Source organism: Spirosoma sordidisoli (assembly GCF_004138325.1).
GTDB lineage: Bacteria > Bacteroidota > Bacteroidia > Cytophagales > Spirosomataceae > Spirosoma > Spirosoma sordidisoli.
Window position 1 is genome coordinate 1,727,170 of the sequence record NZ_SBLB01000001.1, and the last position, 23,026, is coordinate 1,750,195.

The following is a 23,026-nucleotide window of genomic DNA, read 5'->3' on the forward strand; positions in this document are numbered from 1 at the left end:
CGCCACCGTGGATGAAAAAAAAAGTATTAGTTACCGGCGCTGACGGTTTTATCGGCAGCCACCTGGTTGAAAAATTGCTGGACGACGGGTACGCGGTAAAAGCCTTTGTGTATTACAACTCGTTCAACAGCTGGGGCTGGCTCGACACCCTCCCGAACGAAAAACTGCAGGACATCGAAATTTTTGCCGGCGACGTGCGCGACCCGAACGGCGTCCGGACCGCCATGAACGATGTCAGCATCGTCTTTCACCTGGCCGCGCTCATTGCTATCCCCTATAGCTACCACTCGCCCGATAGTTACGTCGATACCAACATAAAAGGTACGCTCAATATTCTCCAGGCCGCCCGCGACCTGGCCGTTGACAAGGTGCTCGTCACCTCGACGTCGGAAGTGTACGGCACGGCCCTATCAGTGCCCATCGACGAAGCCCACCCCCGGCAGGGACAGTCGCCCTACTCGGCTACCAAGATCGGCGCCGACTCGATGGCCGATGCGTATTTCCGCAGCTTCAACCTGCCCGTCGTTACGGTGCGGCCCTTCAACACCTACGGCCCCCGACAGTCGGCCCGGGCGGTTATTCCGACCATCATTACCCAGCTGCTCAACGGCTACCGGGAGATAAAATTAGGCTCGCTCCACCCGACCCGTGATCTGGTATTCGTTAAAGATACGGTAAGCGGATTTGCGGAGATAGCCCGACACGATGCGCTGATCGGTCAGGAAGTGAATATTGCCACCAATACCGAGATCAGTATCGGCGACCTGGCCCACAAAATCATCGATCTGATGGGCGTTGAGGCCAGCATCCGCTCGGACGACCAGCGGCTACGCCCCGAAAAGAGCGAAGTAGAGCGGCTGCTCGGTTCCAACCAGAAGATTACGTCGACAACCGCCTGGCGCCCGCAGTATAGTTTTGACCAGGGCCTTCAGGAGACCATAGCGTGGTTCAGCAATCCGGAGAACCTTACACAGTATAAGGCGCATATCTATAATGTTTGACCTGTTTGTTCAGTTCGTCCGCGATACCTTCAACGACAGCGACGGTTTCATCCCCCTGCACGAGCCCCGCTTTACGGGGAATGAAAAGAAGTATGTCAACGACGCCATAGACTCCACCTTCGTGTCGTCGGTGGGGCAGTATGTGGATCGGTTCGAAGAGCAGATCCGCACTTATACCGGTTCGTCCTACGCCATCGCCACCGTGAACGGAACCGCAGCCCTGCACATGGCCCTGATTCTGGCGGGCGTTCAGCGCGACGATCTGGTCATTACCCAGCCGCTCTCGTTCGTGGCCACCAGCAACGCCATTGCCTATACCGGCGCAACGCCCTGCTTTGTCGATGTCGATCTCGCCACGCTGAGCCTCAGCCCCGAGAAATTAGCCGCCTTTCTGGATGCGCAGACCGAGATCAGAGACGGCCATTGCTATCACCTGGCGAGCGGAAAACGCATAAGCGCCTGCGTACCGATGCATACGTTCGGCCATCCGGCCCGGATCGATGCCATCGTCAGGATTTGCGCTGCCCACCAAATCACCGTTGTCGAAGATGCCGCCGAGTCGCTGGGCAGCACCTACCAGGGGCAGCAAACCGGTACGTTCGGGCTGCTGGGCACCTACAGCTTCAACGGCAACAAAACCATTACCTGTGGCGGGGGCGGCATGATCGTTACCAACGATGAACAACTGGGCAGGCTGGGGAAACACCTGACCACCCAGGCCAAGGTACCGCACCCCTGGGAGTTTAACCACGACCAGACCGGCTATAACTACCGGCTGCCCAACCTGAACGCAGCCATGGCCTGTGCGCAGATGGAGCAGCTCGACGGCTTCATTGCCAACAAACAGCAGCTGGCCGGACTGTATGAGGCCTTTTTCCAGACAACTCCCTACCAGTTTGTGCAACAGCCGGCCAACAGCCAGTCTAATTTCTGGCTGAACGCCATTCTGCTGAACAACCGGCAGGAGCGCGACGCATTTCTGGCCTACACCAACCGCAACGGCATTATGACCCGACCGGCCTGGACCCTGCTGCCCAGCCTGCCGATGCTGAGCCACTGCCCGCACGATGACCTGACCCACGCCCAGTACATCGAAGACCGGCTCGTCAATATTCCCAGCAGTGTACGACTGACATGAGCAAGCCACAACTGATACTGGTAGGGGGCGGTGGACACTGCAAATCGGTGATCGATGTCGTGGAAGCGTCCGGCCAGTTCAGCATTGCCGGCCTGGTCGATACCCGGGATAAGCTGGGTACCACCCTCTCGGGTTACGCTGTTATCGCCACCGATGACGACATCGACGCGCTGGTTCGGGAGTACCGCTATTTTCTGGTGACGGTAGGCCAGATCAAGTCCAGTGCCCTGCGGTACCGGTTGTTTCAGCTTATCAAAAGCCAGGGCGGTCTGCTGCCAACGCTGGTTTCGCCCCGGGCTTATGTGTCGCCCCACGCCCAACTTGGCGAAGGCACGGTTGTTCATCATCAGGCGTTTGTGAACGCGGGTGCCCGAATCGGCGTAAATTGCATCATCAATACGGCTTCCCTGATCGAGCACGATGCCCAGATCGGCGATCACTGCCACGTATCGACGGCGGCCGTTGTCAATGGCGACTGTCGGGTGGGCGACCATTGTTTCATCGGCAGCCGGGCCGTGCTGTCGCATGGGGTTCACGTAGCGCCCAGCGGACTGATTGGCGCCGGGGCCGTGCTGTTGAGCCATACCGAAGCAGGAGGCTTGTACGCGGGCAATCCGGCGGTGCTGAAAAAACGAGTATCATGAGTAAGACACTGATCATCGCCGAAGCCGGCGTCAATCATAACGGCGATATAAACCTGGCGAAACAGCTGATCGACATCGCTGCCGACGCCGGGGCCGACATTGTAAAATTCCAGACCTTCAAGACCGAGAAACTGGTCAGCACATCGGCCCGCAAAGCCGATTATCAGGTCAATAACATGCCCGACGAGGCCGACAGCTCCCAGTTTGCCATGCTGAAAAAGCTGGAGCTGAGCCCGGCCGATCATCAGGAACTGATGGCCCACTGCCAGCTGCGCCATATTCAGTTTTTGTCCACGGCCTTCGATCTGGACAGTCTCGATTTTCTGGCGGGCCTGAACCTGACTATCTTCAAGATACCATCCGGCGAACTGACCAACCTGCCCTATCTGCGCCGGATCGGCAGCTACAACCGGCAGGTCATAGCCTCAACGGGCATGGCCACGATGGATGACATTTCGGCCATGCTGGATGTGCTCACCAGCGCCGGTACGGCCCGCGAGAACATTACGGTGCTGCACTGCAATACCGACTACCCGTCTCCTTTCCGGGATGTTAACCTGCGGGCTATGCAAACCATTGCCGACACGTTCGGGGTCGCGGTTGGCTATTCTGATCACACCCCCGGTATCGAGGTGCCCATTGCGGCCGTTGCCCTCGGCGCTACCGTCATCGAAAAGCATTTTACCCTCGACCGATCGCTGAAAGGGCCCGACCACCTGGCCTCCCTCGAACCGGACGAGCTGGTACAGATGATCCGGGCCATCCGCAATATCGAGGTAGCGCTGGGCGACGGTATCAAGCAACCGACCCCGTCGGAGCAGAAAAATCTGGCCGTTGCCCGAAAAAGCATTCATCTGGCCCGGCCACGGCTGGCGGGGCAGGTACTGACCGAAGACGACCTGATCATGAAACGGCCGGGCTCCGGAATCTCGCCCATGCAGCTGGATCAGGTGACGGGCCGTAGTCTGGGTGTCGATGTCGAAGCCGACCACCTCTTGCGCTGGGAGGATCTGGTATGAGAATCGGCGTGTTGACCAGCTCCCGGGCCGATTACAGCATCTACTACCCGCTGCTGACGGCCCTGGCCGAAGACCCGTTCTTCGACCTTGACATCCTTGCCTTCGGCACCCATCTGTCGGCCCGCCACGGCCATACGGTAGACCAGATCGTAGCGAATGGATTTTCGGTAAAGCACCGGATCGACACCCTCCCGGCGGGTGACGCCCCGGCCGACATCAGCCACGCGATGGGCAGCGTTATGCAGGCGTTTTCGGCGCTGTGGCCGCAGGAAAACTACGATCTTGTCTTATGCCTGGGCGACCGGTTCGAGATGTTTGCCGCCGTGGCCAGCGCCGTACCGTTCAACCTGCCGGTGGCGCACATTCACGGGGGCGAAACCACCCTGGGTGCCATCGACAACGCGTTTCGCCACGCCATTACGGTGATGTCGACCTATCACTTCGCCACGACCGATGCGTATAAAGCGCGGGTCATCGAACTGACCGGCTCGGCCAGGAATGTGTATAATGTCGGCGCCTTGAGCATCGACAACCTCCGCCACCTGACCCTGCTGACCAAAGCCGAGTTTTTCGAGAAATTTGCCATTGACCTCGACCAGCCCTCGATCCTCATTACGTTTCATCCCGAAACGGTTTCGTTCGAGAAGAACAGGGAGCACGTAGCCGAGCTGATCGGGGCGCTCGGGCAGCTGTCGGCCTACCAGCTGATCATCACCATGCCCAACACCGACACCATGGGCAACTACGTTCGGGAGCACCTGCTGGCCTTCATCGACCGGCAGCCCAACGCGGTAGGTGTCGAATCATTCGGGACAATCGGCTACCTTTCGTGTATGAAATACTGCCGGTTTATGCTCGGCAACACCTCGAGTGGATTCGTGGAAGCCAGCTTTTTTCCGAAATACGTGATCAACCTGGGTAACCGGCAGGAAGGGCGGCTGATAACGTCCCATATTATCAACTGCGCCATCGAGGCCAGCCAGATCCTGGAAGCGGTACGGACCATCGAAAACGCCGGTCCGCCCGCGCCTGTCGACGCCTACGGCAACGGTACCACCGCGCAACAGATCGTTTCTATCTTAAAACAGATTCGTGGCAGACTACAGTAAACATATCGTTCAGCACGACGTACCCGTTACCCGGGCGCTGGAGCAGATCAGCAGCCTCGGCCAGTACCTCACGCTCTTCGTAACTGACCAAACCGGCAAACTGCTGGGTACCCTCACCGACGGCGACATTCGGCGCGGACTGATTGGCGGCAAGCCACTCAGCGAGCCCGTAAGCCAGTTTATGAATCCGAACTTCCGGTTCCTGCGCCATAATGAGTATGATACCGAGACCATCCGGCGCTTTCGGGCGCAGCTGCTGCAACTGATTCCGGAGCTGGACAGCGAAGGGCATATCGTCCGCATCGTCAACCTGGCCCAGACCAAAGCGCTTTTACCGGTCGACGCCGTCATCATGGCTGGCGGCAAGGGCGAACGGCTGATGCCCCTGACGCGCGACACCCCCAAACCCCTGCTGAAAGTCGGTGATAAACCCATCATCGAGCACAACATCGACCGGCTGACCCGCTACGGAATCAACCACATTCACATCACCACCCGCTACCTGGGCGACCAGCTGGAAGACTATTTCGGCGATGGCTCGGCCAAAGGCATACGCATTCAGTACACCCGCGAAGACGAACCCCTCGGCACCATCGGATCGATGCGCCTGACGGACAATTACCAGAACGACACCATTCTGCTGATGAACTCCGACCTGCTGACGAACATCGACTTCGAGGATTTCTACGAATCGTTTCGCCGGCAGAACGCCGACATGTCGGTAGCGACGGTGCCCTACCAGGTCAACATTCCCTATGCCGTTCTCGAAACGAATGAGGGAGCGATCCGGTCGCTCAAGGAAAAGCCGACCTACACCTACTACATCAACGCCGGTATCTACCTGATGAAACGCAGCCTGGTCGATCTGATTCCCGAGGGGGTCTATAACGCTACCGACCTGCTCGAGAAGCTCATAGCCGAGCAGCATACCGTTACCTACTTCCCGATGCTGGGCTACTGGCTCGACATTGGCCGCCACGAAGATTACCAGAAAGCCTGCGTCGACATCAACCACATTACGTTATGAAACCCCTGTTCCTGATTACGGCGCGGGGTGGGTCGAAAGGGATTCCCGGCAAAAACATCAGGCCTTTTTTGGGAAAGCCGCTCCTGTACTACGCCATCGATACGGCGCGGGCGCTGGCTCCGGATACCGATATCTGCCTCTCCACCGACGCCGACGAAATTATCCGGGCGGCAGAAGCCTACGGCTTGTCGGTACCTTTCAAACGACCCGATCAGCTGGCTACCGACCAGTCGGGCAGTTATGAGGTGATGCGCCATGCCGTTGATTTTTACCGGCAGCAGCACCGGCCGTATGATACGCTGGTGCTGCTACAGCCCACCTCCCCGTTCCGCACCGCCCAACACGTTCGGGACGCGATGGCGCTCTACGCCGATGAGCTCGACATGGTGGTATCGGTAACGGAATCGGCCAGTAATCCGTATTACAACCTCTTCGAAGAACGCGCCGACGGGTTTCTCGAACGATCCAAAACGGGTAACTTCAGCCGTCGGCAGGACTGTCCGGCGGTTTATGCCTACAACGGAGCGGTGTACGTGATCAACCTGGCTTCGCTGGCCGAAAAACCCCTCAGCGAGTTTAGTAAGGTCAGAAAATACGTCATGAGCCCTCACGATTCCGTCGATCTGGACACCCCGCTCGACTGGGCCTTTGCCGAATTTCTGGCTACGCATGGTTCCCTGACGGCCAACCCATGAACCAGACCGTTGCGGCACCGGCCTGCTGGCTGGGCCACAGGTGGCAGTTCTCGACCGAAAGCCGTAAATTTGAGGTGCCAAGTCTGGCACGATGCGCGTGGCTGCGGGATGGTGTTACCAAAACCGATCGCCACACGTGCTTATCGGGCCCGGGCTGGCAAACCTGATTGACGCCTGCACAACCGGCCGGGCCCTGTTTCCCGATCTCCGGTTCTTCGTCATTCGTTTACTCGTTCAGTACGTGGGTATCATTAAACGGCAAACCATACAGAGTTCGATCTATTCCTACGCGGGGGTAGGCGTAGGTTTTTTAACGCAGGGCGTCTTTTTCCCAAACCTGTTCTCTACAGCCCAGATCGGCCTGATGGCGTTGCTCATTGCGATAGCTCAGGTGCTGGTTCAGGCCTCAAGTCTGGGGTTGAACAACGCCGGGGGCCGTTACTTTCCGTATTTCCGGAACATCGACCGGCAGCACAACGGCTACCTGATCATCAGCAGTCTGACCACGCTGGTCGGTTTTGGCCTCTGCACCCTCTTGCTGTGGCTGGGTAAACCCTGGGTCATTGCTCACTACGGTTCCCAGTCGCCCCTGTTCGTCGAATATTATTATCTGCTCATTCCGCTGACCTTTTTTACCGCCTATTTTGCCGTCTTCGACAACTACGCCAAACTGCTCTACGACCCCGTTACCGGTACGCTGCTCCAGCAGTTTGTACAGCGGGTGCTGGTGCTGGCAGCAGGCGGATTGTACTGGGCGGGCTGGCTTACCTTTAACCAGTTTATGGGCGTCTGGCTGATGGCCTTTTTTATCCCGACCCTGTTGATGATAGCGAGCGTGATGCGCGATGGCAACCTGTTCGCCAACCCCCGCTACGTAGCGGTCAGCCCGGACCTGCGCCGAAACCTCATCCGGTACGCCAGCCTGAGCCTGACCACGGCCCTGTCGACCCAGATCATCCAGACCATCGACAAAGGCATGATCAGCAATTCGCTGGGGCTCGACGCGACAGGGATCTACAGTACAGCCTCCTACTTTGCCGCCGTCATTGCCCTGCCCGCAACGGCGCTGTATAAAGTAGCCGCCACCCTCATCGCCGAATCCTGGAAAGTAAACGACCGCGCCAACATTCTGATGATCTACCGCAAAAGCTGCCTCAACCAGCTCATTGCCGGCTGTCTGGTCTTCGTGGGCGTAGCGGTCAACCTGCCCAGCCTGTTTACCATACTGCCGGCAGGCTACAAAGCGGGTTATTTCGTTATTTTGTGGCTGGGACTCAGCAAACTCATCGACATGGCAACGGGCGTCAACGGCCTTATTCTGTCTACGTCGCGTTTCTATGCGCTCGACTCGGTGCTTTTTATCGGTTTGATCATTATCACTATCCTGGCCAACAACTACCTGCTCCCCCGCTATGGCATCAACGGAGCCGCGATGGGTGCCGTGCTGGCCACGTTTCTGTACAATTTTGTCCGGACGCTGCTCGTCTGGATCGCCTTCCGGATGCAGCCTTTTTCGTGGCGCAACGGAGCCGTCATTCTCGTTGCCGGGATGGTCTGGCTCATCAGCGAGCAGGTGCCGCATTACGGAGGGTCGATCTGGCAGACCGGAACCGACGTACTGCTTCGGTCGGGTGCCGTTACCCTGCTTTTTGTGGGTCTTGTTGTTGTGTTGAAACTCTCGCCCGATGCCAGCGAACTCCTGACGGGTGCCTGGCAGCGGGTAAAAAAGCTACGGTCCTGACAGTCTGTAGCTCCCTGATCACGTTTGTGTTTACTAACCGCTCACCAGTAACGATGTGAGTTCATTGATGCGAAAACTTCTTATTAAGGTATTTGGCCTCGACACCCTGTATAAAGTACGAAAGTCGCCCGTTGTCAATTTTTTGCCCCGGCTAAAAATGGCCAGCGGGGTCTACAACTACCGCTACGGCCAGATTCTGCGCTGGAGCCTCCAGTCGCGGGAAGACACCAACTTCACTTATGAACTGAGTGAAGACAATCTGCTGTATATGGCCCATACCGTTGCCGTAGTGGCCGACGTGTCGCCCAAACTGGTACAGCAGTACATCCGCGAAGCCCAGACCGACGAAGCCCTGCGTCAGCATATCCTCGAAAAAACCCGCACGTCCTCCTACCGGCGCGTGGCCGATCTGCGCGTCGAGTTCGGTCGGCGGCTAGGCTGGTATGCGCTGGTCCGGCTCCGTAAGCCGGAGGTCGTTATCGAAACGGGCGTTGACAAAGGGCTGGGGGCGGTGCTGCTCTGCGCGGCCCTGCTGCGGAACCGCGAAGAAGGTAAACCCGGCCGCTACTACGGCACCGACATTGCCACCAAAGCCGGCTACCTGCTCGACGGCCCCTACCGCGAGGTGGGCGAGGTACTCTACGGCGACTCCATCACGAGCCTGCGCGCGTTCAGTCAGCCCATCGACCTGTTTATTAACGACAGCGACCACTCGGCTACCTACGAGGAAGACGAGTATCGGGTCGTTCTGCCTAAGCTGGGGCCGGGCGGCCTGCTGCTCAGCGACAACGCCCATGAAACAAGTGCTCTGGCCCGCCTGTCGCTGGAGGTAGGGCGTAAGTTTGTGTTTTTCAAAGAGATTCCGAAAGACCACTGGTACCCCGGTGCGGGTATTGGCTTTTCGTATTAAAGAAGGCGATCAGAATGGGGTCGGGACCGATACAAACCTGCCCCCGCGCTGGCCCTTCCTGTCTTCCCCGCGCTTATGTGGCTCTTCAAATACCTGTTCACGAACCTGTACCGGGCCCTGCAATCGGCCAACGGACGTCGGCTATTGTGGCTCTTTTTCCGGTACGCCGGCCAGCCCCGTCACCGGTTGACTACCATCCCGTTTCTGCGTTACCGCTTTCAAGTGCCGGACCCGCTGTCATTTGTCTGGCAGTTCAAGGAAATCTTTGCCGATGAGTCGTACCGCTTCCTGACCGATGCGGCCAAACCCGTCATCTACGACTGCGGAGCCAACATCGGCACCAGCCTGGCTTATTTCCGCCAAACCTACCCGCAGGCCCGCATTGTGGCGTTTGAGGCCGATCCGGACATTGGGGCGGTGCTGGCGCGGAACCTGCAAACCAACGGCATCAACGACGTTGAGGTCATCAACAAAGCCGTTTGGATACATGAGCAGGGACTCGATTTTGGCAGTGGCGAAGCCGATGGCGCGTCCATGTTTTCGGAGACGGGTCGGCGGCTAGTTCCGTCGGTCCGGCTGCGGGACTACCTCCTGCGCGAAACCCGCATCGACATGCTCAAAATCGACATCGAAGGCGCTGAAACCGAGGTGCTGGTCGACTGTAGCGATGCGCTCGCGCACATCAGAAACCTGTTCATCGAGTACCATGCCTACATCGGCCATCCGCAAACGCTGGGCCTCATCACGCGGCTGCTCGAGAACCAGGGCTTTCGGTATTATATCGACAGCAACCAGTCGCGGGTACGGCCGCTGGTCAACCATCGCTACCGGGGCAACGACCTGATGGACCTGCAGCTCAACATCTTTGCCTATCGTCCATGAATGTTGTCATCCTCAGCACCTATCAGCATTTTGGCGGGGCAGCCGTAGCCACCAGCCGGCTCCATCGGGCGCTGCTCAACCAGGGCGTTCAGGCTACCCTGCTCATCGGCACGTCGAACCGGCAGGAGAAACACCAGCCCGCCCCGGAGGTTGCCTTCCTGGCCAACAATTTCCTGGCCGAACAAACCGCCTTTGGCCGGTTCGTGGCCGAGCGGCTTTACTTTCTGCCGTTTGAACGCGACCCCTCCGTTCGTTTTCAGTTCTCGCCGGCCGTCTTTGGCGCGGATCTCGATTTCCACCCTGCTGTTCAGCAGGCCGATCTGCTGCACATTCACTGGAGCAGCTTCGGCTTTTTATCCCTCAGCGGGCTGCGGTCGCTGTTCAGCCTCGGCAAACCCGTTGTCTGGACGCTGCACGACCAGTGGGCCTTTACGGGAGGATGCCACTATACGGGGGGCTGCACCCACTTCATGACGCACTGCCACCATTGTCCGTACCTGAAAAAACCCGCCAGCAATGACCTGTCGGCCAGACGGTTCGACCGGAAGCAGTGGGCCTATACCAACGCTCCGCTGCATGTGGTACACCCGAGCCGGTGGCTAGCCGAACAAGCTGAAGGCAGTGCGTTGCTGGGCAGCTTCCCGCATCAGGTCATTCCTAATACGCTCGATCAGCAGGTCTTCGCGCCAGCGACTTCCCCACGGGACGGAGGTCAGCCCCAGCGGCTGTTGTTCGGCAGTGCCAACGTAACCGACACCCGCAAAGGATTCAGGTATTTTGCCGAAGCCCTGACCCTCCTGCACCAGCAACATCCCGAACTTACGCCCGAGATCCTGGTCTTCGGCAAAGGACGCTCGTACCTCTTCAACGAACTACCCTACCCGATCCGGCAACTGGGCCTCCTGACCAGCGAAGCCGACATCGTGGCTGCTTACAACGCAGCCGACGCCATGGTTGTCCCGTCGCTGGAAGACAATCTGCCCAATACAATCGTTGAAGCGATGTCCTGCGGAACCCCCGTAGTCGGCTTCCGCACGGGCGGCATCCCCGAGATGATCGACCACCGGCAAAATGGCTACCTGGCCGCTACCGGTTCAGCGCAGGAACTAGCCGACGGGCTGGCGTACGTACTTACCCATCCAGATCCGGCCGCTCTCCGGAATCAGGCCCGCCAGTCGGCCGAGGCCCGGTTTTCGGAAGATGTCGTTGCCGGCCAGCATATCGATCTGTATCAATCGTTACTGAGCGCACCAGCTAACCGATAGCGGAGAACGCCCCTTCTGATCATGCCGCCAACCGTCTCCATCATTACGATCACCTACAACGCCGGCCAGTTTCTGGAGCGTACGATCCGGAGCGTCATGGCGTACACCACCTCCGAGGTTGAGTACATCATCATTGACGGAGCCTCGACCGACCGCACGCTGGACATCATCCGACAGTACGAAGCTCACGTAACGAGCTGGATTTCGGAGCCCGACCGCGGGCTGTACGATGCCATGAACAAAGGCCTTCACCGGGCGCAGGGCAAATACGTCTGGTTCATGAACGCAGGCGATGAACTCCACGACCCCGATACCCTGCCCAGGCTGCTTAGCCTCATGCAGACAAACCCGGCGGATGTGTATTACAGCGACGCCCTGTTCGTTGAGGATACGGCGGACCGGCGGTCCAGCATTCCCGTTGGTCTGCGCAGCGTGATAACGCCCCATACGCTGCCCGTTCCGCTGACCTGGCGCGATATGGCGTTGGGGATGAAAGTATGCCATCAGGCGTTTGTGGCCTGCCGATCCATCGCGCCGGACTATATACTCGGCAACCTCAGCGCCGACCTCGACTGGGAAATTCGTTGTCTGAAGGCGGCCCGGCGTATTGAGTTCGTTCCTTTTGTCCTGTGTCGTTATCTGGTTGGCGGTTTGTCGGTACAGCAACACCGGCGGTCGCTGATCGACCGCTTCAGGGTCCTGGTCACCCATTTCGGCTGGGGATCGACGCTGTTCAATCACGGCCGAATTGTCTGGCGGGCCCTGAATCGACCCGGTAAAGGCCTGGGTAGTTAACCAAAAGGAAATCAATAGAGTAGTCATGCAGCCCCGTTGCTCTATATTATTTGGCCGGTATGAATTTTGCGTGAAGCCGACGGGATTAATGACTAAAAAATACCTTTACATCGAGAATTGCAGATAAATTTGCGGGATTTGCTTCGCTAAAGCCTGGCCTTCTTGTCCTTTTCCTGTAAAAAAATAGATTTAACCAATGAAACGAATCGCTGTATTTACTTCGGGGGGCGACGCACCGGGGATGAACGCTTGCATCCGGGCCGTTGTCCGGGGAGCAGTTTACCACGGACTCGACGTATTTGGCATCCGCCGGGGGTACAACGGAATGATAAACGGTGACATTTTTCAGATGTCCTCCCACTCGGTCAGCAACATCGTACAGCGCGGAGGAACCATTCTGAAATCGGCCCGGAGTAAAGAGTTTATGACGCCCGAAGGCCGTAAAAAAGCCTACGACCAACTACAGAAATTCGGGATTGAAGGCCTGATCGCCATCGGCGGAAACGGTACGTTTACCGGCGCAACGCTCTTCTATGACGAATACGGCATTCCGACCGTGGGCGCGCCGGGTACCATCGACAATGATCTCTACGGCACCGACTATACCATAGGCTTCGACACCGCCGTTAACACGGCCCTCGAAGCGATCGACAAAATCCGCGATACGGCCGACTCGCACGACCGCATTTTCTTTATCGAAGTAATGGGCCGCGACTCGGGTTATATCGCCATTCAGTCGGGGATTGCCGGCGGGGCAGAACTGGTCATGGTGCCGGAGGTACTCACGCCCATTTCTGAAGTTGTCGAAACGCTCAAAGCAGGCTGGAGCCGCCAGAAATCCTCGTCGATCATTGTCGTAGCCGAGGGTGAGGAAGAAGGGAACGCCAACGAAATTGCCGAGAAGATCCGGCAGCAGGTACAGTCGGATATCGACATGCGCGTAACCACCCTGGGCCACATCCAGCGGGGCGGCATCCCAACGGCCTACGACCGGATTCTAGCCAGCCGTCTGGGCCTCGGAGCACTCGAAGGACTCATGAACGGCGAGAAAAACGTAATGGCTGGTGTAGTCAATAACGAGCTGGTCTATACGCCCTTCAAAGATACCATCCGGCTGCCCAAGCCCATCAATGAGGATTTGCTGCGGATGGTAAAGATCCTGTCGGTCTAGACAGTCAGACGCCGGAACAGACCCCGCTTCCCAGCCGAGGGTCTGTTCCGGCTCAAATGTACCCGACCAGGCGGTAGGCCATATACCCCACCCCTTCTTTAACGAGGTAATACGCATCCTGAAAGGCCTGCGCGTTAGGCAACAGCCATTCGCCCGGCACGAACGTGCGCTGATGGCTCATGAAGCTGCCCGGAAACGGCACCACCTCAACACCCGCTTTTCGAAAACAGCCCACCGTCCGACGCATATGCCAGGCCGAGGTGACCAGCACACAGCGGTTGGTACCAAACTGCTTCCGCAGTAGCCGAGCCGTGAACAGGGCATTTTCACGCGTATTCTTCGATTTGTTTTCGAGTATGATATCCTCCCGGCGAACCCCCGCCGTTTCCAGGAAACGCGCTGTCATCTGGCCTTCGTCGCTCACGATACCCGGCTGAAACGGAAGGTCGCCGTTGCCGCCACTAATCAGAATGGTACGGACTGCTCCCTGTTTGTACAGATACAGTGCCTGCCCGGCCCGATCGGCCTCGCGGTCGAGCAGAAACCGCCGGTCTGGTATAGGCGTCATCCCATCCATCATGCCGCCGGTCAGGACAACAGCAATGCGGGTCGTGGTGTCGGCAGGAACGGCTACGGGGCCATACTCCCACCAGCGCGCAAACTCATTGACCAGGAAGGTATTACCGAATAGCCAGAAAACGGCCAGCGCCCCGCCCGCCAGCCAGCGCCTGCGTCGGTGGCTCCTGGTGAACAACGCCAGAACCAGCAAGGCCACCAGCCAGCCAGCCGGCGTAATAAAGTAGCTGAGAACTTTAGAAAAGAAATAAAACATAGACTACAGGCGGGATGGCAAGCGTTTTGTACCTGACGTATTTACAAATTGAAATCTGTATTTTTGACATCTCACAGTCGCGAAGATACGTACCACCCCCTATGAACAACCGTCTTATACTAACCTCTGTACTTGGTTTACTGCTGGTAACAGTCGGCTGGGCGCAGTCGCCGGCTTCTGCTCCGTCTGACGGCTTTGCCATCAAAGGTCGCATACAGGGCCTCAAAGACACAACCTGTGTGCTGGCCCATTATTTTGGCGCCACCCAGTACATTCCGAAAGACACGGCCCGGGTCGACGCAACCGGCTCGATGACGTTCTCCGGTACGAAGCGCCTGCCCGGCGGGTTGTACATCGTTGTGACGCCCAAAAATCGTTACATCGAATTCCTGATCGACGAAGCCAACCAGAATTTTTCGTTCGAGACCGATACGGCCAATACCGTACGGGAGATGAAAATTACCGGCTCAAAAGAGAACGCCCTCTTTTATACGTACCAGCAGCAACTTGGCAAGATTTACGAGGAAGCCCAGGCGCTCAACATTCAGAAAAAACTCCGCGACGACGCCGTATCGGCCGCAGTCACCAACAAACAACTGGCCGACCTGCAGAAGCAGGCCCAGACCTACCGCGAGCAGTTCCTCAAAGACAACGCCGGTACGTTTGCCGTCAAACTTCTGAAAGCCACCGCCGAACCCGACATACCAGCCGCCCCCAAACTCGCGAACGGCCGCTCTGACTCGACCTGGGTTTTCAACTATTACAAAAGCCACTTCTGGGACGGGTTCGACTTTGCCGACGAGCGGTTTGTACGCACCCCGATTTTCCAGCGCAAACTTGACCGCTACCTGAAAGAACTGACCGTTCAGACGCCCGACTCGCTCATTAAAGAGGCCGACTTCATCGTGAACAACGCCATAAAAGGGAAGTCGAAAGAAGTGAAGTCGTATGCCATCTGGTACATTACCAGCCAGTACGAACAACCCAAAATCATGGGCACCGATGGGCTGTATGTCCACATGTTCGAGAAGTACTACGCGACGGGCATAATGCCGGTTACCGACTCGACAACGATCCGGCAAATTGGCGAACGGGTTAAGTCCCTGAAGCCAACGCTGGTTGGTAAAGTGCTTTCGATACCCAACGTCAGCGATACCCTTCGCCGGCCCATCGCCTTTGCCAACATCAAGTCGGAGTACACGGTCGTTTTCTTCTATGATCCACAGTGCGGCCACTGCCGCGAGAGCGCTCCGAAACTGCAGCAGTTTGTCGATGCGAACAAAAGCAAAGGCGTTGAGTTAGTAGCGGTCGCGGTCGAGCAAAGCCCCGACGAGTGGAAGAAATTCATTCGAGAGTTCAAGCTCCAGAAAGCCATCAACGCCTACGATTACAGCTTCCGCACCGACTATCGCCGTCAGTATGATGTCTGGACCACGCCCACCATTTACGTGCTCGATAAAGACAAAAAGATCATTGCGCGCAAGTTGCCCGTGGAGCAGCTGGAAGACTTTATCGGTTTCCACAGACGCCAGCAGGCAACCGCCAAAAAGCCAGCTACGGCACCAGCCAACGCCAAGGCCAGCGTTAAAAAATAAGCCAGTTCCCGGCACTCGATGCCCGATCCCGTATAAAACCAAAGGCCAGCACGGATAGTCGCGCTGGCCTTTTTTATCATTCGTCTGGCCGGATTCGTCTCCGTTTTCCGACCAGTTGACAATCGTTGACTACCTCATTTTTGTTCGCTTCACCAGGTAGGCGGTCAGAATCTGTTCGAATCCCTGGGCAATATCGGCCTCGATAAAGTCGATCTTGTATTGACCACAGCGAAGCTTCAGCTCCTGAAAGTAATTTTTGACGGCCTGCTGGTATGTGTCGCGCACCTGACCGGGCTGTACCTTCACTTTCTCGCCCGTTTCCAGGTCGATAAATTCGTAAGGCCGTTCATCGAAGGCAAAATCTTCTTCGGTTTTTTTGTCCGTAACGTGGAACAGAAGAACCTCGTGGAGATTATGACGCAGGTGTTGCAGGGCCGAAAACAAGGCATCCGACTTCTCCGAGTTATCGAACATATCACTGAAAATCACCACCAGCGACCGCTTGTTGATCTTTTCGGCTACTTCATGAATCACCTCCGCAGCCGATGTCCGGCGCAGGGGTTTGGGCTGAAGCATGAGCTGGTCCAGCTGGGTAAAGATCTTGTGTACGTGCGAGGGTGTCGACTTGGTAGGCGTCTGCAGGTCGATCTGATCGGCAAAGGCCGTCAGGCTCACCGCATCTTTCTGGCGCTGGAGCATATAGGCCAGGCAGGCCGCAGCCATTACGCTGAAGGTTATTTTGCCGTAGTTGCTCTCGGGGTAATACATGGACGAGGACGTATCGACGAGCAGGTGGCAGCGGAGGTTTGTTTCTTCTTCGTAGCGTTTAACGAATAGTTTCTCTGTTTTGCCGTATACTTTCCAGTCGATATGCCGCGTGGTTTCGCCGGTGTTGTAGAGCCGGTGTTCGGCAAACTCGACCGAGAAGCCGTGAAAAGGTGATTTATGCAGGCCTGTAATAAACCCTTCGACCAGCTGGCGGGCCAGGAATTCGACATTGCCGAACGAACGTACCTGCCCCAGGTTAAGTGGTTGTTTCATATAGGTAAGGTACACAAAAAACGAACCCGCCCGACACCCCCGTCAGGAATTGCACAGCGGGGTATCGGGCGGGAACAGGACCGGACCGATCAGTCCGGATGGTTATTAAAGAACCGGCTCCAGCAGGGGCTGGAAAGCAACGGGTGCACTGAACGCTGAGGGAGCGGGTGCGAAAGCAACGGACTGGCTTTTGCCAATAACCCGGAGCGAAACATTGGCAACGCCCTTCGAAATCATGCCTAAAGCACGGGCGGCTGCGTGGGTCAGGTCAATGACGCGGCCTTTGGCAAAAGGACCCCGATCATTGATTCGTACAATTACGGTACGCTGGTTGTCAAGGTTGGTAACTTCAACCAGGGTGTTCAGTGGGAACGAACGATGAGCGCCTTCGAGGGCATCGGCGCTGACGCGCTCACCGTAGGCCGTCTTTCGGCCGTTAAACTTTTTGGAATAAAAAGACGCTTTGCCTTTCTGTATGAGACTCGGTAGAGTCTCCGCCGGTTTTATGCTGCTAAAAAACAGCATAATGGACATGATTACACTCATACAGCTATTGGTTACGTGAATAATGCAATGGAGCGGCTGCATTAACTGACTGGGCCAAATCTCCATCCCCAAAAAGTGCAATTCCTGTTTTACAAAGATACATCATATATGCCTAAAAGACAAGGCTTTATCGAAAAATCTGTGGAATGGTCTCCACAACCTGGCCCGAATGTGAGGGATTTTCGCCCCAAAATATTGTTGTTCAATTCTTTTTGTTCTCATACGAATGAACGTACTTTAGCGTTTACGAACGCACTAAACCTAACGCATTGTGGACGAAAGAGAACGGGAAAAGATTTACTCCAAACGGGTTCGGGCGGGCAAACGAACGTATTTCTTCGATGTAAAAACCACCCGCGCGAACGACTATTACCTCACCATAACTGAAAGCCGCCGACAGCCGCAGGGCGAAGGTTTCACCTACGAAAAACACAAAATGTTTCTCTATAAAGAAGACTTCGATAAGTTTATCGAAGCCCTTCAGGAAACCGTAGATCATGTTAAAACAGAGCTTATGCCCGATGTCGACTTTTCGCAGTTTGCCCAGCGCGAACGCGACGAATCGGACGACTACGCCAGCAGCGAACTCAAGTGGGAATAACTGAACGCCAGCTGCATGATCTGACTCTACTCACTCGTTTTCAAAATCCTATTCAGCCCTTGGCCCATGCCGAAGGCTTTTTTTGTTGTAATTTTGTCTAAACTATTTAGCGATAGAGCGAATGGGAAGATGGGCCTGCCAAACCTATAGCCACGGCCCCCTCCCCCACTCATTCGCTCCATCACGCATTCTCTTATGGGCTTACAATGTGGAATTGTGGGGTTACCGAACGTCGGCAAATCAACCCTGTTTAATGCAATATCGAGCGGCAAGGCCGAAGCCGCCAATTACCCGTTCTGTACGATAGAACCCAACGTCGGCGTGGTCACCGTACCCGATGACCGACTCGATACGCTCGAAAGTCTGGTGAAGCCGCAGCGCGTCGTTCCGACCATCATCGAGTTTGTCGACATTGCCGGCCTGGTAAAAGGGGCCAGCCAGGGCGCCGGACTGGGCAACAAGTTTCTGGCCAACATCCGCGAGGTGGATGCCATCGTTCACGTGATCCGCTGCTTCGAAGACGACAACATCGTTCACGTAGAAGGCAAAGTGAACCCTATTGCCGACAAAGAGATTATCGACGCCGAACTACAGCTGAAGGACCTCGAATCAGTCGACAAGAAAATTCAGCGGATCGACAAGGCAGCCCGCGTGGGCGATGCCAAAGCCAAAGTCGAGCTTGAAGTGCTAAAACAGTTTAAAGCAGCCCTGGAAGCCGGCCGTAGCGCCCGCACCGTACAGGTGTCGCCCGAAGAGCGCGAAACGGCCATCGGCGACATATCGCTGCTGACTGTGAAGCCGGTCATTTACGTGGCCAATGTGGACGAAGGCAGCCTCCCTAACGGAAATCAGTACTCCGACGCCCTGCGCGAAGCCGTAAAAGACGAAGGTGCCGAAGTCATCATCATCAGCGCCGGTATCGAGTCGCAGATTGCGGAGATGGAAGACCCCGATGAGCGGGAGCTGTTTCTAGGTGAGTACGGCCTGACCGAGTCGGGGCTGAGCAAGCTGATCAAAGCGTCGTACCGGCTGTTGGGGCTGATCACCTACTTCACGGCCGGCGTTAAGGAAGTACGGGCCTGGACCATCCACCGGGGCTGGAAAGCACCGCAGGCCGCCGGGGTCATCCACTCCGACTTTGAGCGCAAGTTTATCCGGGCGCAGGTCATGAAACTCCCCGACTTTGAGCAGTTCAAGACCGAAGCGGGCGTTCGCGAAGCCGGTAAGCTGTCCGTCGAAGGAAAAGAATACGTCGTGCAGGACGGAGATATTATGGAGTTCCTCCACAGCGCCTAGCCATCATCCTACTGTTGGGGCTAAAAGATTCACTTTTAGCCCTTTTTTTGTTCTTTACTACCGCCGGTTGACGCTCATACGCCGGTAGCCTACAAGCTGGTCGGCGCGGGCAGCCGGCGGACGGTGGTAGACAAATACTTCGTACTCGTTCTCGGTAGCCGAGTAGTTTCCTTCGATATACCCTTCATCGACCCGCGGGGGCTGGCCACTCGTCCGAACGATGTAATCGTAGTTATACACGCCCTGCTTAAGCAGGATAGCCGCCTGATACGTACCCGATGCCGCGTCGAAAGCCATACGGTTGCGGTCGTCCAGTCGCCAGAGGTTAAAAGCTCCGTTTACAAATACATCTACGCCCGGCAACTCGGGTATCCGCAGCGTAAATACGGTTTCGATGTAGTCAGCGCCGGTAGCGCCGTTGCCCGTTTCGCGGTGGTCGATCACGTATTGGCCGTTGAAGTCGTCGCTCTGGATATAGGCCCCCCGACTGCGCGCCTGGTCAGGCTGAACGTAGGCAATGTTGCGGTCGGCCGGGCGCTCGATGCGGTCGATGAAGTTAGCCCGCGAGAGTACCGTTCGTATGTCGAAAAAACGAAATTCGTTTCCGCCGGGCATGGTGTTGCTCAGATCGATCAGCCGGTACTCCAGCACCTGATCGAAGGCGCGAACGTTGGTAGGTCGCAGTCCGCCGATGGTCCGGTCGTCGCGGTAGTTCTGCCGGACAACGACCCTGAAATCGTCCTGGGGCGAAATCACCTGATACCCCCGATAATCGATGGCCAGATCGATTTGCTGATCGGTAAACTGCCTCGACGGATCCGACGAGAAGGCAACGGCCGCGTTGACCCGAATCCGATTCTGGTAGGTGCTGAACCGGCGCGTCAGGATAATATTGCTCCGGTTACGTTCGTCGTACACGATGAGCAGGTAGTTACCCGGCAGTTTGACCCGCGGCACCGGAAACTTGTAGTGATAGTACGGCACCTTGGTGTTGATCGATACGGCGTAGTCGGTGATAGGGTTATCGTTGTACTCGTAGGTAAACTCGATATCGTTCAGCACAGACTGCTTCCAGTCGGCATTACAGTGCATCAGTTTGGCCCGGAACGACCGGTAGTTGGCCGTCAGATCATCGAATTCAAGCTGAAGAAAGGCAGTCTCGTCGAGCGAGATAACCGGCGGGTTAAGCGTTTCGGACGGGTTGTCGGCTGCGTTGGCGGCCAGCTGCGGAAACAGCAGGACGGTCTGAATTTTGGGGTCGTAAATCTGATCGACCGCCGGAACGGACTGGGCACAGACAGGAACGACGACCGAAGTCATCCACAAACACATAATCAGCAGGCGGTACGAAATCATTAGCGATGTTATCAGCAGAAGCAGGTATCTACTAAACGGGTTTTGGCGGCAAACCGTCAGTGGTGATAGCGAAATTAGCCGGCTGTCTGCAGGGCTGGCCGGTTGAATCAGTTTACTTTACTCAACAAACGAGCCAATTCCCTGTCGGCCTTCCCAGATGTCAGGTTGCTAAATTTGGTACTGACAACAGGTACGGCCTCGACCTGGTAATTCAGTCAGGCGATCCGTTTTCATCTCCATGCCGCCCCTAACGGGGCCAGCCGAAAACCCGACCGCCGGGAGAATGTCATGTATGGAGCTATCGGCAAACCCGTCTACAGGCCACATTATATGAACAAACCCAGCCGGTTAGACTGGGTTTGTCGGGATCAGGCTAGTTTCTTTTCCCACTCTTCGGCTTCGAGCATGGCGTTTTCCCACTCGTCCTGAAGCTGACTGATTTCGGCCTTGACGCGGTGGTATTCGTCGTTTTTGGCTTGCATCAGCTTACTGTCGCCGTAGGTAGCGGGGTCGGCCAGTTCGGCTTCGAGTCGTTTTTTGCGTTCTTCCAGCTGGCTAATCTTGGTTTCTGATTCTTCGGCCTGCTGGGTCAGTTTCTTCAGGGTTCGCTGCCACTCCTTCCGTTCGTCGTCGCTGGCGCGCGGGGTGGTGGTGGCTGGCTGGGGGGCAGGCGCGGGTTTCCTGTCAACTGATTTGGAGTTGCCTTCCTGCTCCTTGCGCTCTTCCATCCACCATTCGTACTCGTCATACGTACCCGGATATTCTTTGATCTGCTCATCTTCGATGTACCAGATCTTGTTGGCAATCTGCGAAACGAAATAGCGGTCGTGCGATACGACTACGTACGTTCCTTCATATTGTTCGAGCGCCTGAATCAGGATATTCACCGACTGCATGTCGAGGTGGTTGGTTGGCTCGTCAAGCAGCAGGAAATTGGCCTGCGACAGCAGCACCTTGGCCAGGGCTACCCTCGATTTTTCGCCCCCCGACAGGACCTTAATTTTCTTGAATACCTCATCGTTGGAGAACAGGAAACAGCCCAGTACGCCCCGCAGCTCCCCTTCGCTCTTGGTTGGGTTGGCATGTTTCAGTTCGTCGAGCAGCGTATCCTCAACGCTCAGCGACTCCAGCTGGTGCTGCGCGTAGAAGCTGAACGACACGTTATGACCCAGCTGGCGTTTGCCCTCGTTAACCGGCTCCGAACCGGAAATAATCCGCAGCAGTGTCGATTTACCACGACCGTTGGCACCGATCAGCGCTACTTTGTCGCCCCGCTCCAGCCGGATATCGGCCCTGGTCAGAATCCGCTTGGGCCCGTAGGCCTTCGTGATGTCGTCCAGGTGCAGAATATGTCGGCCGGGCTGGGTCGAAAACTGGAATTTAAAGTTCACCCGGGCCGTTTCGTCGATCACCGCATCGACCAGCTCCATGCGGGCCAGCTGTTTGACGCGGCTCTGGGCCTGTTTAGCCTTCGTGGCTTTGGCCTTGAAGCGTTCGATAAACCGCTCCGTCTGCCGGATTTTGGCCTGCTGGTTTTCGTAAGCTCCTTTCTGAATTTCGTTCCGCAGCGCCTTTTCTTCGAGGTAGAACGAATAATTGCCGGGGTAGTAATTCAGCTTGGCACCGGCTACTTCAACCGTCACGTCGATGACGTTATCGAGGAACTCGCGGTCGTGCGATACGACTATGACGGCCCCTTCGTAGGTCTGAATATACTTCTCGACCCACTGAATCGAGGGTAAGTCAAGGTGGTTGGTCGGCTCATCGAGCATCAGCAGCGACGGCTTCTGCAGCAGCAGCTTGGCGAGCATCACGCGCATGCGCCATCCGCCGGAGAACGTCCGCAGGGGTCTTTGCAGATCGTCGGTCGAGAAGCCGAGACCTTCCAGGATTTCTTCGGCCCGGGCCTGTACGGTATAGCCATCGAGCGCGTCGAACTCTTCCTGCACTTTGCCGAGTTTATCGACCAGTTCGTCGCGGTAGTTGGTTTCCATCTCATGCAGCAGCTCATCGATCTGCCGCTGTAGCTCGTTCTGCCGCGCGAAGGCCTGCATGGCTACGGACAGGATGGAGTCATCGGTCTGGTAGCTGAGCAGATCCTGGTTGAGGAAGCCCAGCGTAACGTCGCCGGCTTTGGAGATAGTACCGCCATCGGCCTGGTATTCGCCATTGATGATGCGGAGTAAGGTTGACTTGCCGGTACCGTTGAGGCCAATAAGACCGATTTTCTGGTTAGGCTTAATGTGCAGCGATGCGTTTTCGTAGAGCGCGCGGCTGCCGAGGTAATACGACAGGTTCGTGATGGAAATCATGGGGCAAATTTACCGAAAAATGCCCGGTCGGCTGCAAAAATTTGTATCAT

21 protein-coding genes are annotated in these 23,026 nt (G+C 56.5%); 16 read left to right on the forward strand and 5 right to left on the reverse strand.

Annotation, left to right across the window (positions count from 1 at the left end; genetic code table 11):
• Window positions 1-11: 11 nt before the first annotated feature.
• The 13 genes from EQG79_RS07400 (at window position 12) to pfkA (ending at window position 13,397) form a co-directional block, all read left to right on the forward strand.
• A complete protein-coding gene (locus EQG79_RS07400; protein WP_129600965.1) occupies window positions 12-1,001 on the forward strand; it encodes an NAD-dependent 4,6-dehydratase LegB in 990 nt (329 codons plus the stop codon).
• Entirely contained in the window at window positions 994-2,139 is a 1,146-nt protein-coding gene (locus tag EQG79_RS07405) for a LegC family aminotransferase (protein WP_129600967.1), read from the forward strand. Before EQG79_RS07400 ends, EQG79_RS07405 begins: the two co-directional genes overlap by 8 nt.
• Window positions 2,136-2,783, forward strand: a complete 648-nt coding sequence (locus EQG79_RS07410; RefSeq protein WP_129600969.1) for an acetyltransferase — start codon at window positions 2,136-2,138, stop codon at window positions 2,781-2,783. The genes EQG79_RS07405 and EQG79_RS07410 overlap by 4 nt, the downstream gene beginning before the upstream one ends.
• A complete protein-coding gene (gene neuB, locus EQG79_RS07415) occupies window positions 2,780-3,802 on the forward strand; it encodes an N-acetylneuraminate synthase (protein WP_129600971.1) in 1,023 nt (340 codons plus the stop codon). Before EQG79_RS07410 ends, neuB begins: the two co-directional genes overlap by 4 nt.
• On the forward strand, window positions 3,799-4,911 hold the full coding sequence (neuC, locus tag EQG79_RS07420; RefSeq protein WP_240699296.1) for a UDP-N-acetylglucosamine 2-epimerase: 1,113 nt from the start codon (window positions 3,799-3,801) through the stop codon (window positions 4,909-4,911). The genes neuB and neuC overlap by 4 nt, the downstream gene beginning before the upstream one ends.
• On the forward strand, window positions 4,895-5,938 hold the full coding sequence (locus EQG79_RS07425; protein WP_129600974.1) for a nucleotidyltransferase family protein: 1,044 nt from the start codon (window positions 4,895-4,897) through the stop codon (window positions 5,936-5,938). The genes neuC and EQG79_RS07425 overlap by 17 nt, the downstream gene beginning before the upstream one ends.
• Window positions 5,935-6,633 carry an acylneuraminate cytidylyltransferase family protein gene (locus EQG79_RS07430; protein ID WP_129600976.1) on the forward strand — a complete coding sequence of 233 codons (699 nt, stop codon included), beginning with the start codon at window positions 5,935-5,937 and terminating at the stop codon, window positions 6,631-6,633. Before EQG79_RS07425 ends, EQG79_RS07430 begins: the two co-directional genes overlap by 4 nt.
• Window positions 6,634-6,769: 136 nt before the next feature.
• Window positions 6,770-8,374, forward strand: a complete 1,605-nt coding sequence (locus EQG79_RS07435) for a lipopolysaccharide biosynthesis protein (RefSeq protein ID WP_317126239.1) — start codon at window positions 6,770-6,772, stop codon at window positions 8,372-8,374.
• A gap of 67 nt (window positions 8,375-8,441) precedes the next feature.
• Window positions 8,442-9,284: a class I SAM-dependent methyltransferase gene (locus EQG79_RS07440; RefSeq protein WP_129600977.1), complete on the forward strand. Its 843-nt coding sequence runs from the start codon at window positions 8,442-8,444 to the stop codon at window positions 9,282-9,284.
• Between the two features lie 75 nt (window positions 9,285-9,359).
• Window positions 9,360-10,166: an FkbM family methyltransferase gene (locus EQG79_RS07445; protein WP_129600978.1), complete on the forward strand. Its 807-nt coding sequence runs from the start codon at window positions 9,360-9,362 to the stop codon at window positions 10,164-10,166.
• The gene (locus EQG79_RS07450) at window positions 10,163-11,431 is read left to right on the forward strand and encodes a glycosyltransferase family 4 protein (protein WP_077920728.1); all 1,269 of its coding nucleotides are present in this window, start codon (window positions 10,163-10,165) and stop codon (window positions 11,429-11,431) included. The genes EQG79_RS07445 and EQG79_RS07450 overlap by 4 nt, the downstream gene beginning before the upstream one ends.
• 21 nt (window positions 11,432-11,452) lie before the next feature.
• Window positions 11,453-12,226 carry a glycosyltransferase family 2 protein gene (locus EQG79_RS07455; protein WP_129600979.1) on the forward strand — a complete coding sequence of 258 codons (774 nt, stop codon included), beginning with the start codon at window positions 11,453-11,455 and terminating at the stop codon, window positions 12,224-12,226.
• Between the two features lie 196 nt (window positions 12,227-12,422).
• Window positions 12,423-13,397 (forward strand): 6-phosphofructokinase, encoded by a 975-nt coding sequence (gene pfkA, locus EQG79_RS07460; RefSeq protein ID WP_077920726.1) that lies wholly within the window; start codon window positions 12,423-12,425, stop codon window positions 13,395-13,397.
• A gap of 52 nt (window positions 13,398-13,449) precedes the next feature.
• On the opposite strand, the gene EQG79_RS07465 is transcribed toward pfkA, so the two are convergent.
• Window positions 13,450-14,229, reverse strand: a complete 780-nt coding sequence (locus EQG79_RS07465) for a YdcF family protein (protein ID WP_129600980.1) — start codon at window positions 14,227-14,229, stop codon at window positions 13,450-13,452.
• Between the two features lie 101 nt (window positions 14,230-14,330).
• On the opposite strand from EQG79_RS07465, the gene EQG79_RS07470 reads away from it, so the two are divergent.
• Complete coding sequence (locus EQG79_RS07470) at window positions 14,331-15,824, forward strand: thioredoxin-like domain-containing protein (RefSeq protein WP_129600981.1); 1,494 nt, start codon at window positions 14,331-14,333, stop codon at window positions 15,822-15,824.
• Between the two features lie 129 nt (window positions 15,825-15,953).
• Here the strand turns inward: EQG79_RS07470 and EQG79_RS07475 are convergent, their stop codons facing one another.
• Window positions 15,954-16,865, reverse strand: a complete 912-nt coding sequence (locus tag EQG79_RS07475; protein ID WP_077920723.1) for a DUF58 domain-containing protein — start codon at window positions 16,863-16,865, stop codon at window positions 15,954-15,956.
• Between the two features lie 105 nt (window positions 16,866-16,970).
• Window positions 16,971-17,411, reverse strand: coding sequence for a septal ring lytic transglycosylase RlpA family protein (locus tag EQG79_RS07480; protein WP_077920907.1), 441 nt, complete (start codon window positions 17,409-17,411; stop codon window positions 16,971-16,973).
• A 271-nt stretch (window positions 17,412-17,682) separates the two neighbouring features.
• On the opposite strand from EQG79_RS07480, the gene EQG79_RS07485 reads away from it, so the two are divergent.
• Both EQG79_RS07485 and ychF read left to right on the forward strand, forming a co-directional pair.
• Entirely contained in the window at window positions 17,683-18,012 is a 330-nt protein-coding gene (locus tag EQG79_RS07485) for a DUF3276 family protein (protein WP_077920722.1), read from the forward strand.
• Between the two features lie 195 nt (window positions 18,013-18,207).
• A complete protein-coding gene (gene ychF, locus EQG79_RS07490) occupies window positions 18,208-19,308 on the forward strand; it encodes a redox-regulated ATPase YchF (RefSeq protein ID WP_077920721.1) in 1,101 nt (366 codons plus the stop codon).
• A gap of 57 nt (window positions 19,309-19,365) precedes the next feature.
• Here the strand turns inward: ychF and EQG79_RS07495 are convergent, their stop codons facing one another.
• Together EQG79_RS07495 and EQG79_RS07500 are read right to left on the reverse strand one after the other, a co-directional pair.
• Window positions 19,366-20,664 (reverse strand): type IX secretion system plug protein, encoded by a 1,299-nt coding sequence (locus EQG79_RS07495; RefSeq protein WP_077920720.1) that lies wholly within the window; start codon window positions 20,662-20,664, stop codon window positions 19,366-19,368.
• Window positions 20,665-21,032: 368 nt separating this feature from the next.
• Window positions 21,033-22,976: an ABC-F family ATP-binding cassette domain-containing protein gene (locus tag EQG79_RS07500; RefSeq protein ID WP_129600982.1), complete on the reverse strand. Its 1,944-nt coding sequence runs from the start codon at window positions 22,974-22,976 to the stop codon at window positions 21,033-21,035.
• Window positions 22,977-23,026: the final 50 nt, after the last annotated feature.

Bases quoted from the DNA above. Each gene is read 5' to 3' on its own strand.
- EQG79_RS07400 (WP_129600965.1), top strand. From the start codon at position 12: ATGAAAAAAAAAGTATTAGTTACCGGCGCTGACGGTTTTATCGGCAGC.
- EQG79_RS07405 (WP_129600967.1), top strand. From the start codon at position 994: ATGTTTGACCTGTTTGTTCAGTTCGTCCGCGATACCTTCAACGACAGC.
- EQG79_RS07410 (WP_129600969.1), top strand. From the start codon at position 2,136: ATGAGCAAGCCACAACTGATACTGGTAGGGGGCGGTGGACACTGCAAA.
- neuB (WP_129600971.1), top strand. From the start codon at position 2,780: ATGAGTAAGACACTGATCATCGCCGAAGCCGGCGTCAATCATAACGGC.
- neuC (WP_240699296.1), top strand. From the start codon at position 3,799: ATGAGAATCGGCGTGTTGACCAGCTCCCGGGCCGATTACAGCATCTAC.
- EQG79_RS07430 (WP_129600976.1), top strand. From the start codon at position 5,935: ATGAAACCCCTGTTCCTGATTACGGCGCGGGGTGGGTCGAAAGGGATT.
- EQG79_RS07440 (WP_129600977.1), top strand. From the start codon at position 8,442: ATGCGAAAACTTCTTATTAAGGTATTTGGCCTCGACACCCTGTATAAA.
- EQG79_RS07445 (WP_129600978.1), top strand. From the start codon at position 9,360: ATGTGGCTCTTCAAATACCTGTTCACGAACCTGTACCGGGCCCTGCAA.
- EQG79_RS07450 (WP_077920728.1), top strand. From the start codon at position 10,163: ATGAATGTTGTCATCCTCAGCACCTATCAGCATTTTGGCGGGGCAGCC.
- EQG79_RS07455 (WP_129600979.1), top strand. From the start codon at position 11,453: ATGCCGCCAACCGTCTCCATCATTACGATCACCTACAACGCCGGCCAG.
- pfkA (WP_077920726.1), top strand. From the start codon at position 12,423: ATGAAACGAATCGCTGTATTTACTTCGGGGGGCGACGCACCGGGGATG.
- EQG79_RS07465 (WP_129600980.1), bottom strand. From the start codon at position 14,229: ATGTTTTATTTCTTTTCTAAAGTTCTCAGCTACTTTATTACGCCGGCT.
- EQG79_RS07470 (WP_129600981.1), top strand. From the start codon at position 14,331: ATGAACAACCGTCTTATACTAACCTCTGTACTTGGTTTACTGCTGGTA.
- EQG79_RS07475 (WP_077920723.1), bottom strand. From the start codon at position 16,865: ATGAAACAACCACTTAACCTGGGGCAGGTACGTTCGTTCGGCAATGTC.
- EQG79_RS07480 (WP_077920907.1), bottom strand. From the start codon at position 17,411: ATGAGTGTAATCATGTCCATTATGCTGTTTTTTAGCAGCATAAAACCG.
- ychF (WP_077920721.1), top strand. From the start codon at position 18,208: ATGGGCTTACAATGTGGAATTGTGGGGTTACCGAACGTCGGCAAATCA.
- EQG79_RS07495 (WP_077920720.1), bottom strand. From the start codon at position 20,664: ATGATTTCGTACCGCCTGCTGATTATGTGTTTGTGGATGACTTCGGTC.
- EQG79_RS07500 (WP_129600982.1), bottom strand. From the start codon at position 22,976: ATGATTTCCATCACGAACCTGTCGTATTACCTCGGCAGCCGCGCGCTC.